Origin of the sequence: Romboutsia sp. 1001713B170131_170501_G6 (assembly GCF_015668195.1) — a bacterium.
Taxonomy (GTDB): Bacteria; Bacillota; Clostridia; order Peptostreptococcales; family Peptostreptococcaceae; genus Romboutsia_C.
In genome coordinates, this window is the sequence record NZ_JADPFC010000002.1 from 329,054 (window position 1) to 342,383 (window position 13,330).

Genomic DNA, 13,330 nt, shown 5'->3' on the forward strand with positions numbered 1-13,330 from the left:
AATCGTTGGTAATTAAACCAACGATTTTTTATTTTATCCAACTCTATTAATATCAGCACTTGATAAATCTTTAGATGATGGTATAAAGTTCCCTACTAATGCTCCTATTAATACTGGAACTATCCAGTTAAATCCTAACGGTGCAAAAGGTAATTTTGTTACAATTGGTATTGATATTCCCATTGAGTTAGCAACAGTTAATACACTTATAAGTAATGCAGCATATGCAGCACCTTTAAATGCATTATCATTTTTAATTCTTTTACCGAATATTGTCATTATAACTAATACAACTGTTGCTGGGTATATCATATCTAATATTGGAGCTGAGAATTGTATTATTGTACTTACTCCAAAGTTTGAAACTATTGCACTAAATATACAAACTACTGTAACTATAACTTCATATTTTAATCTTCCATTAGTTATTTTTTCAAAGTATTGAGCAGTAGCTGATGTAAGACCTATAGCTGTAGTTAAACATGCTAAACCTACTATAAGTGCTAATATTATTTTTCCTGGTTGTCCAAGTAAAGATGCAGTCATCTCTACTATTAAAGATGTTTGAGATACATCTACTCCATATATTTTAGAAACTGTAGCTCCAAGATATGTTAGTCCTCCATATACTAAACATAGACCTAAAGCTGCAACCATCCCTGCTTTTAATGTTAACTTAATTTTTTGACTTTCTTCTGTATATCCTTTATTTACAAGAGATCTTATTACAACAGTTGAAAGTGCTACTGCACCTAATGCATCCATTGTTTGATATCCTTGCTTAACTCCTTCGGCAAATACCCCATCAATCATAGGAGTTGGATTTATTTCGCCTAATGGAGATATTATACCTTTAACTATTAAAACACCTAAAGCTACTAATAATGCTGGTGTTAAAAACTGGCCTATTATGTCTACAACTTTTGATGGCTTTATAGTTAGTACAAATGTAATAGCAAAGAATATTACTGAGAATAATACCGGATTAAATCCACTAACTAAAGGTTGAACTCCCATTTCGAAAGTTGTCGCCGCTGTTCTTGGTATTGCTAATAATGGTCCAAGACATATCATTATAGCCGAACCTAAAACTATTGCCAATGTTTTTCCTGATCTTCCCAGAACTTTACTTACTTCTCCATTACACTTTGCTGATGCTGTTACTGCAAGTAATGCAAGTCCTACATCGGCTAGTATAAATGCTACAAATCCTATTAGCCAACTAGATCCTGATATTACTCCTAAATATGGAGGGAATATTAGGTTTCCTGCTCCAAAGAACATGGCAAATAGTGCAAATCCTACAACTACTACATCTTTAGTTGTTTTGTTCATATTAACGCCCCCTTAAATTCCTTCGAATTTACATAGATAAGTTTAAATATTAAATTATTTTTATATTAATAAATTATTTAATATTTCGAATTAAGTATAACATCTTTATTTTCAAAACGTCAACAATATTTAAAATATACTAACTTTTTTAAATATTCTGTATATTTTCATTTTTGCTTTATATTGTATTATTTTTCTACAAATATCTTTCCCTATTTCATATTTTTTATTACTCTTTTCAATATTTTCAGTATTTTTTTTAATCTTATTTAAATTTTACAATATATGGTTTAATACTGTCAATTCATTTTTGTTATTTTTCTAACTATTCTATTTTTTACAACTATATTTTAATAACGTTTTCTTACTATTTTCAATAGTTTGAGCATTATTTTATATTTCTAAATTTTTTTATTATTTTGTATAAAAATATCTAGAAGAATGTAAAAAAAGCATAGATAATTATCTATGCTTTTTCATTAAACTACAGCTTCTTGTTTGTGTACTTTTTCATCTTCTTTTTCTGCCTTTAATTCTCTATATAAAACAAATGCTGTTATTGCAGTTGCTAGAAAATCTGCTACTGGTTGAGCATACCAAACCCCATCTAATCCAAAGAATTTTGGAAGAATCATAATCATAGGCATAAGTAATATAAATTGTCTAAGTAAACTTAAGAACATTGCTATTTTAGCCTTACCTATAGATTGTATATAGTTTGATCCTGTTATAGATATTCCTATTATAGGTATCATTAACAGATATATTTTAGCTCCATTAATTGATACTTCCATAAGCTTAGGATCTTTATTAAACATTCCTACTATAACATCTGGGATAGTTTGTATTAATATCCATCCTGCAGTTAATATAAATATAGATATTAATGCAGATATCTTAAAAGCTTTATTTGCTCTTTTATATTTTCTTGCACCAAAATTAAATCCTATTATCGGTTGAGCACCTTGATTAAGACCAAATATTGGCATTAAGAATATCATTGATATAGACGATATTGTAGCCATAGCACCTATAGCTAAATCTCCCCCATAAATCTTTAAAGCATTATTTGATATAACTTGAACTAAACTTGTAGCAAGCTGCATAGCAAAAGGTGCTGATCCTATAGCAAATATTATTTCAACTAAATGTTTATCTAGCTTTAAACTAGACTTATGAAACTTTAGATTAGATTTACCTCTTGCATAATACATAAGACCCCATAAAGCAGTTACTATTTGAGATGTTACTGTGGCAATAGCTGCTCCTTGTATACCTAGTTTAAACCCAAATATTAATACTGCGTCTAAAACTATATTTGTCATACATCCTACTATCATTATTAATGCTGCAAGTTTTGGATTTCCATCACCTCTGATGGTATTGTTTAATGTATACGCTAGTACATTAAATATAGTACCACCTAAAATTATATATATATATGATTTCGCATAACCAATTGTACTACTACTTGCACCAAATATTCTAAGTATTTGATCTCCAAATACTATGCCAAATACACTTATTAATAATCCTATTATTATTGATAAAGTTATACTATTTCCTATAATTTTTTCTGCATCTTCTTTTTTCCCTTTACCTAATTTTATAGATATATTAGTAGTAGCTCCTATACCTACCAACATTGCAAAAGCTAACATTATAGTCATTATAGGAAGACATACTCCAACACCAGTTATAGCTAATGGTCCAACACCTGGTATATTACCTATAAATATCCTATCTACTACATTGTAAAGTGCATTTACCATCATACCTATAATAGCTGGAACTGAGTATTTTAATAATAATTTACCAATGGACTCTGTTCCTAGTATTTGTTCATTTTTCATAATTTCCCTCCTTTATATTGCACTACATATTCTTTTTAATAATATAATTATATTTTCTAATTCTTCTTTGTCTAAGTTAGACGTTATAACCTCTTCCCAACTAGACATTATTGCATAAATATCATTTTTTAAGTCTTTGCTCTTATCTGTTAAGTAAACCTTATAGGCTCTTTTATCATCTATGTTCTTTTCTCTTATTAAAAAACCTTGTTCTTCTAGCTTTTTTATAGCTCTTGCAGTAGTTCCTTTATCTATATTTAACACATCTGATAGTTCTTCCTGATTTCTACCATCCTCTCTATAAAGTTCTAATAAAAACATAACTTGACCAGAACCTATTCCTAACTCATTCAATCCCTTTGATATAAATGAATTACCTTTTCTATATATTTGAGATATATATCTACCTATATATTCTCGTTTTTTACCCAAAAAATCACCACCTAAATATAACACATATTTTAGAGTAGTTGCATAGACAACTATATTAGTATAGCTCATTTTAGTTGTTATTGCAACTATTTTATTATGTATTTTTTTAACTTTGATTGCAATTAAAAATACCACTATTTATAATTATTTTTATGTTAAATTATCACATAGTTCTTTAATATAGCCTAATTAAAATAAAAAGTTGCTCCTTTAAATTTAAGGGAGCAACTTTTTATTTAAGCAAATATTTTAAGCTTCTATTTTATATTATATAAAATATTAAATGTCCTATGATTTATTGATTAAAATTCTTCATTATTAAATGATATTTTTCCGTCAAAGTACTTATTTTCTTCATCTTTTAAATTAAATTTACCTATAAGTTCCTTTAACATTTGAGCTTGTGCAGATAATTCTTCACTTGCAGCAGCGCTTTCTTCAGCAGTTGCTGAGTTAGTTTGTACAACTACAGATATTTGTTCAACACCAACATTTACTTGACTTATATGATTAGCTTGTTCATTACTTACATCTGCTATATACTGTATAACCTTTGCTGAGTTTTTAGCACCTTCAACTACTGCTTCAAGAGATTTAGCAGTATCCGAAACTATTATAGTCCCCTTTTCTATAGCTTTAAGTGATTTTTCAATTAATTCTGCTGTATCTTTTGCACTTTGTGCAGATTTAGCAGCAAGATTTCTAACTTCATCTGCGACTACAGCAAATCCTTTACCCGCTTCTCCAGCACGTGCTGCTTCTACTGCTGCATTAAGTGCTAATATATTTGTTTGGAATGCTATATCATCAATATTTTTGATTATATTTCCTATTTCATTTGATGTAGTATTTATATCATCCATTGCAGTAATCATTTCTTTCATTTGTTCTTTACTTTTATCTGTTGCCTTACTTGCTTCTAGAGATATATCTTTTGCTCTTAATGCCTGTTTTGCTGTTTCTTTTATTTGTGATGAAACTTCATTTATAGTTGCTGAAAGTTCTTCAATTGAGCTTGCTTGTTCTGTAGTACCTTGAGAAAGTACTTGTGCTCCTTCTGATAATTGATAAGAACTAACTGACACTTGTTCGCCAGCTTCATTTATTTGTATTAAAGTGTTGTTTAAGTCATATACTATTTTATTTAAAGCTATTAATATAGGCTCAAAGTCCTTTACAAATAGACTTTTGTATTCTTCGCTATCTACATGAATATCTAAATTACCATCACTAACTTCTGTTAATATATATGTTAAAGCATTTATCATACTTCTAAAATCATTAACTATTTTATATGTAGCATCTGCTACTAGACCTATCTCATTGTCTTCATCTATAACTGGCACTTCTGAGTTTAGATCTCCTTGAGCTAACTTATTTAATCTTTCACTACATTCTTTTAATGGATTTCCTATTTTTTTAGAGAACCTTATAGCCACAAATATAGCTAAAACTGTAACTACTACAGTCAATATTCCTGTATATATGATTGATTTGTACATCTCACCAAGGAAATCACTTTTGTTTACCATTATACCCATACCCCACCCATTACTATTTTTTACTGGGGCATATCCTAAAATCCAATCTTCACCATTTAAATTTGCATCAGAAAATCCTGTTTCTCCTGAGATAAGCTTTTTATCTGCTTGTGCAAAAGGTTTTAAACTTTCATTGCTTTCTGCTTCCTTTATAGTATTTTTTACATTGACTAAACTTGCATCTCTATGAGCAATCGTAGTCCCTTGATTATCTACAAGATAAGCATAACTATTTTCACTTATATCTATACCTCTAACTATATCATTTAAATAATCTTTATCTAAATCAAAAGTTACGACTCCCACAACTTTACTATTTTCTACTCCATTTTCCCAAATAGGTGCTGAAACTACTAGTATATTCTCTCCTGTTACCTTACTAAGAACTGGACTACCTAAATATGCCTTACCATTTATAGAAGCTTTAAAGTAATCTCTGTCAGAGTAATCGTTTCCACTAAAAATATCTTTTCCATTTGTATCTATTATTTGACCCACTTTCATTCCATATAATTTTTCTTGTCTCTCTATAATACTTTCTTTTTCTTCCTTACTTACTTTTGGGTCTGAAATTTCCTTAATAATACCCGTTTGAACTGTTGCATTTTTTATATTTGTAATTTTTTGAGTTGCAGTTTGTGCTGCTTGCTTAGTAGTTTCTACTATGGTTTTTGACAATACGCTGTTAGCACTTTTATAATTTAAGTAACTTGTAACAGTACCTAAAATTAAACAACTTATAACTGAAAAACATACTATTATCAAAGTCAGTTGAGTTTTTATACTTTTGCTTTTACTTTTACCTTTTATCTTATGCCATAATTTAGTTTCCATTAATTACTTTCCTCCTCTTGTCACACTTATTTTCATACATTCTTCTCATTAAATAATCCTGCATTATAAATCATTAGATTTTAGATATACTCATTCCAAATAATTTATTCACCTCAAACCTTCCATATTAAAATTCACTCTCATTAAATCATTTAAGATTTGTTGATTTTGTTTTGTGCTAAACCTTACAATATAATTTCCATATTATGGTTAATATACGGACATTTCTATGATTTATTTAGACTTATTAATGACTATTTCTACTACAAAAATTTAAAACATACCTTATAATTACATGTACAGCTTTCCTAGTACTATATAAAGTATAATCAAAGCTTATAGGTAAAATTTAAAGGGGTAAACAAATATGGTGGTAAGAGTAAATAAAAATTCGCTTCGCTCATTTTGTATAATTTAAATTTATAGGTGGGTAAATTTATAGAAATTAAAAAGAAATTGTTAATAAGTTTTAAACTACATAAAGCAAAAATATATCTCTATCAATGGATAAGCTTAAAGTAAATTTAACAGAAGAGTAAATAGAAACAGCTATGTATATAATAGTCCTTAAAAATATATTAGATATTAAAACAAGGTAGAGCTTTTACTCTACCTTGTTTTAATTAAGTATACTAATCACGAAATTGTCTAACAGAACCTTAATTTTTTATATCTTCTGGAACTTCTAATGTTATTTTTCCTATTTTACCATCTCTAAATTCATTTAATACAGTAGTTGCTATACGAGTATAATCTAACTCTTTTCTTCCTGTTACAAATCCTCTTTTACGCCCTATCATATCCATAGTTTCTATATCGCTATTACCTAATTCCTCTAGCTTATATCTAGCTTTTAATTTTTCTGGCTCTATATCCATAAGCTTTCCTATAAGTCTTAAAGCAAGTGTATCAATATCTAGTATTTCATCTTTTATAGCTCTACAAAACGCTAAATTAAGAGCTACATCTTGATCTTCAAATTTAGGCCAAAGTATACCTGGAGTATCTAATAATTCTAAGTTTCCTTTTAATCTTACCCATTGTTTACCTTTAGTAACCCCTGGCTTATCTCCTGTCACTGCACTTTTTCTACCTGTTAATTTATTTATTATAGAGGATTTACCTACATTTGGTACTCCAACTATCATTATTCTTATAGGTCTTTCTTTTCTACCTTTTTCTTTTAATGCATCCATCTTATCTTTAGTTGCATTTTTACACTCATCTATTAGTTTATTAAGACCCATACCTTTAATAGTATCTATTGGTATAGCTTTTATACCTTTTTCTTTATAGTATTTTATCCATCTATCAAGCTTTGCTCTATCTGCTAAGTCACTTTTATTTAATATAACAACTCTTGGCTTATTTCCTGCAAGTTTGTCTATATCTGGATTTTTACTACTAAATGGTATTCTAGCATCTAAAAGTTCTACTACAACATCTACTAACTTTAAATTATCTCTAACTAAGTCCTTAGTTTTTTTCATGTGTCCTGGATACCAGTTTATATGTAAATTATCGTCTCTTAGATATTCATCATAATCGACTCTCATTTTATCTCCTCTTGCCATTATTAACACTCCTTTATACATTGATTCGCTCATTTTATTTCAACTTATCTATTATACCATAATATTTTTTTATTTGCTTGTCTAATATTTGATACTACATTACTTCTATTATAACTAGAACATATATTTTTTAAACCTCTTTATATATATAGAAAAAACTAACATATTATATTTCTGCATACTTCAGCATAAACCTCATGTGAAAAATCTATAGATATTTCTATAGTGCCTTGTATAATAATATTTTATATATAAAAAAAGGACTGTAAATCAGTCCTTTTTATCTATAGTAAAGTTTAATTATCTAGCTTCTTTTATCTTAGCAGCTTTACCTACTCTACCTCTTAAGTAGTTTAACTTAGCTCTTCTTACTTTACCTTTTCTAGTTACTTCTATCTTTTCTATTCTTGGAGTGTGAACTGGGAAAGTTCTTTCTACACCAACGTTGAAAGATATTTTTCTAACAGTGAAAGTTTCTTTTATTCCTCCACCTTGTCTTTTTAATACTACACCTTCAAATACTTGTATTCTTTCTCTTTTTCCTTCAACTATTTTAACGTGTACTCTTACTGTGTCCCCAGGTCCAAAGTTAGGAACTTCTTTCTTTAATTGTTCTTGCTCTAATGATCTTAATATTTCGTTCATTTTTTCCTCCTGATATCATAGACATTCTTAATTACTGACCAACGTAACAGAGGAATGCCCGTTTTTTTCAACATTTAAAATTATACTATACTTTAAACTTATTTACAAGCTTTTTTGTACAAGTCTGGTCTTCTTTCTTTAGTTATTTTTATAGACTCTTCATGTCTCCAATTATCAATATTTTTGTGATTTCCAGATAATAAAACATCTGGCACTTCTAGCCCCATAAATTCTCTAGGTCTAGTGTAGTGAGGGTATTCTAGTAAATTATCTTTGAAAGATTCTTCTTCAAAAGATTCATTTTGACTTAGTACCCCTGGTATTAATCTTGATATAGAATCTATCAATATAAGAGCTGGTAACTCTCCTCCTGTTAATACATAATCCCCTATAGATATCTCATCTGTTACTATTAAATCTATAATTCTTTGATCTATACCTTCATAATGCCCACAAAGTAATATTATATCTTCTTTTGTAGAAAATTCTTGTGCTATAGACTGGCTATGTACTTTACCTTTAGGAGTTAAATATATGACTCTAGGATTATTTATATTATGAGTATCAATAATATGCTTATATGTATCATATATTGGCTGAGGAGTCATAACCATTCCCGCTCCCCCTCCAAATGGGTAATCATCTACTTTTTTATGCTTACTATTTGAAAAATCTCTAATATTATATATAAATACTTCTATTTTTTCTTTTTCAATAGCCCTTTTCATTATACTTTCACTCATATAAGAGTTAAATATATCAGGAAATAATGTCATTATATGAAATCTCATTTTATCACCTAATCTAACATACCTTTTATAGGATTTATTATCATTTTCTTTTCATTCATATCTATAGTAGGTACAAATTGCATAACAGCTGGGATTAAATATTCCTTATTATTTTCATCTTTTACAACATATACATCATTAGCAGCATATTGTAAAACTTCTGCTAATTTCCCTATATACTGTCCATCAATAGTTTCTACATCCATTCCTATCATATCAGCTACAAAAAATTCATCTTCATCAAGCTCTCTAGAATTTTCTCTAGATACATATATAAATTTATCTCTTAATTTTTCTGCATCTTCTATTCTATCGATACCTTTTATTTTCATTATTACCATATTTCCTTTATATCTCACTCTTTCAACTTCTAAAGGATTTTCTCTATCTTTTCCTATATAAAATTCTTCTAAATCATCAAATCTATTTATATCATCAGTATAACTATAAACTCTAACTTCACCTTTTAATCCTTGTGTATTGACTATTTTTCCTATTTTAAAATGTGTTACTTGTGTCATTATCATTCTCCTTAAAGATAATATTTTATATGTTCTTTTTATAATTTTATTATATATTATGCACCATAAAACTATAGTCTATAAGTTCTTAATACATTAAAAGGATTAGGCATATACCTAATCCTTTTAAACTATATCAAGAGAAACTTTAACATTCTCTTTGTTAGCAACGGCTTTTACAACAGTCCTTATAGACTTAGCTATTCTACCTTGCTTTCCGATAACTTTTCCCATGTCATCCTGAGAAACTTTTAGTTTTAATGTTATTTCCTCATTGTGTCTGACTTCTTCAACTATTACAGCTTCAGGATTGTCAACTAGAGCTTTAGCTATCTCTAACACTAGCTCTTTCATATACTCATCTCCTAATAAAGCTTATTATTTTTTAGAAGCTTCGAACTTTTCCATAACACCGTTGTTAACTAATAAAGTCTTTACAGTGTCAGTTGGTTGAGCACCATTTGATAACCACTTAACAGCTTTCTCATCGTTTATTTTAACTTGCTTTGGTTGAGAAACTGGGTTGTAGTATCCTATTTCTTCTATGAATTTTCCATCTCTTGGAGATCTAGAATCCGCTACTACTATTCTGTAGAAAGGTTTTTTGTTTGATCCCATTCTTTTTAATCTTATTTTAACTGCCATTACAGTCACCTCCGAAAATTTTTATTTTACTTATTTATCTAAAGAAAGGAAGTCCGGCAAAACCGCCCCTTTTCTTCATACTTTTTTGAGAGCCTGTAAACATCTTCATCATCTTCTTCATTTCATTGAATTGTTTTAAAAGTCTGTTTACATCTTGAACAGTAGTTCCACTACCTTTAGCTATTCTTCTTTTTCTAGAAGCATTTAGTATACTTGGGTCTTTTCTTTCTTCTTTTGTCATAGATTGAACAATGGCTTTAGTTCTTTTCATTTCTTTACCATTTAAATCTACATCTCCAAGTTGGTCTTTTATATTACCCATACCTGGAATCATACCTAGTATCTTATCAAGAGGACCCATATTTTGAATTTGCTCCATTTGTTCTAAGAAATCTTCAAAATCAAGCTCTTGTTTTTTAATCTTTTCTTCTAATTCCTTAGCCTTGTCTAAATCAATATTTTCTTGTGCCTTTTCTATTAAGCTAAGTATATCACCCATACCTAATATTCTTGAGGCCATTCTATCTGGATGGAAAGGTTCTAAATCATCTAATTTTTCACCCATACCTATGAATTTTATAGGTTTTTGCGTTACAGCTCTTATTGAAAGTGCCGCACCACCTCTAGTATCTCCATCTAGTTTTGTTAGTATTACTCCATCCACGCCAAGAGTTTCATTGAAACTTTCTGCAACATTAACTGCATCTTGTCCTGTCATTGAGTCTACTACTAACAGTATTTCATGAGGTTTAACTTCAGATTTTATAGATTTTAACTCATCCATTAATGCTTCATCTATATGAAGTCTACCTGCTGTATCTATTATAACTAAGTCATTGTTATTTTTTATTGCATGACTTAATCCTGCTTTTGCTATGTTTACTGGATTTTCCTTATCACCCATGTTGAATACTGGTATATCTAACTTTTCTCCAACAACTTGTAACTGCTTTATAGCCGCTGGTCTATAAACGTCACAGGCAACAAGTAAAGGTTTCTTACCTTGTTTTTTGAAATATCCTCCAAGCTTTCCAGATGTAGTTGTTTTACCTGCACCTTGAAGACCTACCATCATTATTATAGTTGGTGGTTTTGGAGATATTACTATTTTACTAGCTACATCACCCATTAGGCTTGTAAGCTCTTCATTTACTATTTTTATTACATGTTGTGCCGGAGTTAAACTCTGCATAACTTCTTGTCCAACACATCTTTCTTGCACTTTCTTTATAAAATCTTTTACAACCTTAAAGTTAACATCAGCCTCTAAAAGAGCAAGTTTAACTTCTCTCATAGCATCTTTTACATCTTTTTCAGTTAATTTACCTTTAGATTTTAGTTTATCAAGTGCTCCTTGCAGTTTATCTGATAATCCTTCAAATATCATTTTAACATCTCCCTACATACATCTTCTATATTTTCTAGCTTAGGGATTAAATTAGCACAATCTCTATTTTGCAATAAATTTTGCTTAATGTCAACAATTTTATCTTGTATATTTTTTACAAAATTTTCTTGTTCTTTATGTTTATGAACTAAATTTAATTTACTCTCGTAGTCTTTTAATATTTTTTCTGAACGCTTAAGAGTATCATATACTCCTTGTCTTGATACATTCAGATTTTCACTAATTTCACCTAGAGAATAGTCTTCTTCGTAGTAAAGTGAAACTATTTCTCGCTGTTTATCAGTAAGTAGTTCTTTGTATTGTTCAAACAACAATCCAATCTCAACCATTTTTTCTATATTCATCTCTTTACACTTCCCAGTAAATTACTGTAAAGGTTAATTACTTTACACATTGTATTTTATATCATATATAAAGTATTGTCAATATAGAATTAGTTTATTTTTTGCTTTATTATTGACATTTTACTTTTGCTAATTTAGTTCCCAAATAATGCATCTGAAAATGCTTTTGCATCAAAATCTTGTAAGTCTTCTACCTTTTCTCCTACACCTATAAGTTTTACAGGTACATCTACTTCACTCTTAACTGCAAGTACAACGCCACCCTTAGCAGTACCGTCAAGCTTAGTTAATACTATTCCTGTTATATCAGCAACTTCTTTAAACGTCTTAGCTTGTGCTACTGCATTTTGACCTGTTGTTGCATCTACTACTAATAATACTTCTTTTTTAGCTTCTGGGAATTCTCTATCAACTATTTTAAATACTTTTCCTAACTCATTCATAAGGTTAGCTTTATTGTGAAGTCTTCCTGCTGTATCACATATTAATAAATCTACTTTTCTAGCCTTTGCAGCTTTAACTGCATCAAATATTACTGCACCTGGATCGGCTCCTTCTTGATGCTTTATTATATCTACATTACTTCTGTTTGCCCATACTTCTAATTGTTCTATAGCTGCAGCTCTAAATGTATCACCTGCTGCAAGTAAAACTTTTTTACCTTCTGCTTTATATCTATTAGCTAATTTACCTATAGTAGTTGTTTTCCCAACACCATTTACTCCAACCATAAGTATTATAGTAGGTGAATGAGTAACATCTAACTTTTGATTTTCTTCACCTAGTAATTCTTCTACTACTATTTTAAGTTCATTTCTTACATCCATAGGGTCAGTTATACCTTTAGACTTTATCTTATCTCTAAGGCTATCTATTATATTCATTGTAGTATTAACACCAACATCAGCTGTTATTAAAATTTCTTCTAATTCTTCTAATAACTCTTCATCTACTTTTGTATATGATTTTAATACATCATCTATTCTATCAGTTATACCTTTTTTAGCCTTAGTTAACCCTTCTTTTAATCTATCAAATAAATTAACTTTCTTTTCTTTTTGTTGTTTTTGAACTTCTTCTACTACCTCTATTTCTTCAATAGATTCTTCTTTAGTTTCTTTATTTTCATCTACTATTTCTATTTTTTCTTCAATAGATTCTTCTTCTAAATCTTTTATATCTTCTTTAATGTCTTTCTCTAAATCTTTTTCATCTTCTTTATTATTTTCTTCTATAACTTTAATTTCTTCTGTATTTGCCTTTTCATTTATTTCATTAGCTTCTTCTATAGGATCTAATTCTTTTATATCTTCTTCAATTAAATTTTCTTCACTTACTAATTCTTCAACATCTTTATTGTCTTCTTTTTTCTTTCCAAAATTAAATAACTTCTTAAACACTTATATT

Annotated in this window: 13 protein-coding genes; all 13 read right to left on the reverse strand. The window is 28.9% G+C overall.

Going from position 1 to position 13,330, the window contains the following annotated elements:
• Positions 1-33: 33 nt before the first annotated feature.
• The 13 genes from brnQ to ftsY all read right to left on the reverse strand — a co-directional run bounded on the left by brnQ (position 34) and on the right by ftsY (position 13,323).
• On the reverse strand, positions 34-1,335 hold the full coding sequence (brnQ, locus tag I4U89_RS07335) for a branched-chain amino acid transport system II carrier protein (protein WP_195939741.1): 1,302 nt from the start codon (positions 1,333-1,335) through the stop codon (positions 34-36).
• 479 nt (positions 1,336-1,814) lie between these two features.
• Positions 1,815-3,188, reverse strand: a complete 1,374-nt coding sequence (locus I4U89_RS07340; protein ID WP_195939742.1) for an MATE family efflux transporter — start codon at positions 3,186-3,188, stop codon at positions 1,815-1,817.
• Between the two features lie 12 nt (positions 3,189-3,200).
• Positions 3,201-3,620, reverse strand: a complete 420-nt coding sequence (locus tag I4U89_RS07345) for a MarR family winged helix-turn-helix transcriptional regulator (RefSeq protein WP_243279172.1) — start codon at positions 3,618-3,620, stop codon at positions 3,201-3,203.
• Between the two features lie 302 nt (positions 3,621-3,922).
• Positions 3,923-5,995, reverse strand: a complete 2,073-nt coding sequence (locus tag I4U89_RS07350; RefSeq protein ID WP_195939744.1) for a methyl-accepting chemotaxis protein — start codon at positions 5,993-5,995, stop codon at positions 3,923-3,925.
• 659 nt (positions 5,996-6,654) lie between these two features.
• Entirely contained in the window at positions 6,655-7,551 is an 897-nt protein-coding gene (gene ylqF / locus I4U89_RS07355; RefSeq protein WP_195939995.1) for a ribosome biogenesis GTPase YlqF, read from the reverse strand.
• 318 nt (positions 7,552-7,869) lie between these two features.
• Positions 7,870-8,214 carry a 50S ribosomal protein L19 gene (gene rplS, locus I4U89_RS07360; RefSeq protein WP_195939745.1) on the reverse strand — a complete coding sequence of 115 codons (345 nt, stop codon included), beginning with the start codon at positions 8,212-8,214 and terminating at the stop codon, positions 7,870-7,872.
• A 98-nt stretch (positions 8,215-8,312) separates the two neighbouring features.
• The gene (gene trmD, locus I4U89_RS07365; RefSeq protein WP_195939746.1) at positions 8,313-9,005 is read right to left on the reverse strand and encodes a tRNA (guanosine(37)-N1)-methyltransferase TrmD; all 693 of its coding nucleotides are present in this window, start codon (positions 9,003-9,005) and stop codon (positions 8,313-8,315) included.
• 8 nt (positions 9,006-9,013) lie between these two features.
• A complete protein-coding gene (rimM, locus tag I4U89_RS07370; protein WP_330615540.1) occupies positions 9,014-9,526 on the reverse strand; it encodes a ribosome maturation factor RimM in 513 nt (170 codons plus the stop codon).
• Between the two features lie 126 nt (positions 9,527-9,652).
• Positions 9,653-9,880, reverse strand: coding sequence for a KH domain-containing protein (locus I4U89_RS07375; protein WP_092924529.1), 228 nt, complete (start codon positions 9,878-9,880; stop codon positions 9,653-9,655).
• 24 nt (positions 9,881-9,904) lie between these two features.
• On the reverse strand, positions 9,905-10,171 hold the full coding sequence (rpsP, locus tag I4U89_RS07380; protein ID WP_071119726.1) for a 30S ribosomal protein S16: 267 nt from the start codon (positions 10,169-10,171) through the stop codon (positions 9,905-9,907).
• Positions 10,172-10,205: 34 nt separating this feature from the next.
• Positions 10,206-11,558, reverse strand: coding sequence for a signal recognition particle protein (ffh, locus tag I4U89_RS07385; protein WP_195939747.1), 1,353 nt, complete (start codon positions 11,556-11,558; stop codon positions 10,206-10,208).
• On the reverse strand, positions 11,555-11,923 hold the full coding sequence (gene ylxM / locus I4U89_RS07390; protein ID WP_092924525.1) for a YlxM family DNA-binding protein: 369 nt from the start codon (positions 11,921-11,923) through the stop codon (positions 11,555-11,557). The genes ffh and ylxM overlap by 4 nt, the downstream gene beginning before the upstream one ends.
• A gap of 134 nt (positions 11,924-12,057) precedes the next feature.
• Positions 12,058-13,323, reverse strand: a complete 1,266-nt coding sequence (ftsY, locus tag I4U89_RS07395) for a signal recognition particle-docking protein FtsY (RefSeq protein WP_195939748.1) — start codon at positions 13,321-13,323, stop codon at positions 12,058-12,060.
• Positions 13,324-13,330 lie beyond the last annotated feature (7 nt).

Bases quoted from the DNA above. Each gene is read 5' to 3' on its own strand.
- ylqF (WP_195939995.1), bottom strand. From the start codon at position 7,551: ATGAGAGTCGATTATGATGAATATCTAAGAGACGATAATTTACATATA.
- I4U89_RS07350 (WP_195939744.1), bottom strand. From the start codon at position 5,995: ATGGAAACTAAATTATGGCATAAGATAAAAGGTAAAAGTAAAAGCAAA.
- trmD (WP_195939746.1), bottom strand. From the start codon at position 9,005: ATGAGATTTCATATAATGACATTATTTCCTGATATATTTAACTCTTAT.
- rplS (WP_195939745.1), bottom strand. From the start codon at position 8,214: ATGAACGAAATATTAAGATCATTAGAGCAAGAACAATTAAAGAAAGAA.
- rimM (WP_330615540.1), bottom strand. From the start codon at position 9,526: ATGACACAAGTAACACATTTTAAAATAGGAAAAATAGTCAATACACAA.
- brnQ (WP_195939741.1), bottom strand. From the start codon at position 1,335: ATGAACAAAACAACTAAAGATGTAGTAGTTGTAGGATTTGCACTATTT.
- rpsP (WP_071119726.1), bottom strand. From the start codon at position 10,171: ATGGCAGTTAAAATAAGATTAAAAAGAATGGGATCAAACAAAAAACCT.
- I4U89_RS07375 (WP_092924529.1), bottom strand. From the start codon at position 9,880: ATGAAAGAGCTAGTGTTAGAGATAGCTAAAGCTCTAGTTGACAATCCT.
- ffh (WP_195939747.1), bottom strand. From the start codon at position 11,558: ATGATATTTGAAGGATTATCAGATAAACTGCAAGGAGCACTTGATAAA.
- ylxM (WP_092924525.1), bottom strand. From the start codon at position 11,923: ATGAATATAGAAAAAATGGTTGAGATTGGATTGTTGTTTGAACAATAC.
- I4U89_RS07340 (WP_195939742.1), bottom strand. From the start codon at position 3,188: ATGAAAAATGAACAAATACTAGGAACAGAGTCCATTGGTAAATTATTA.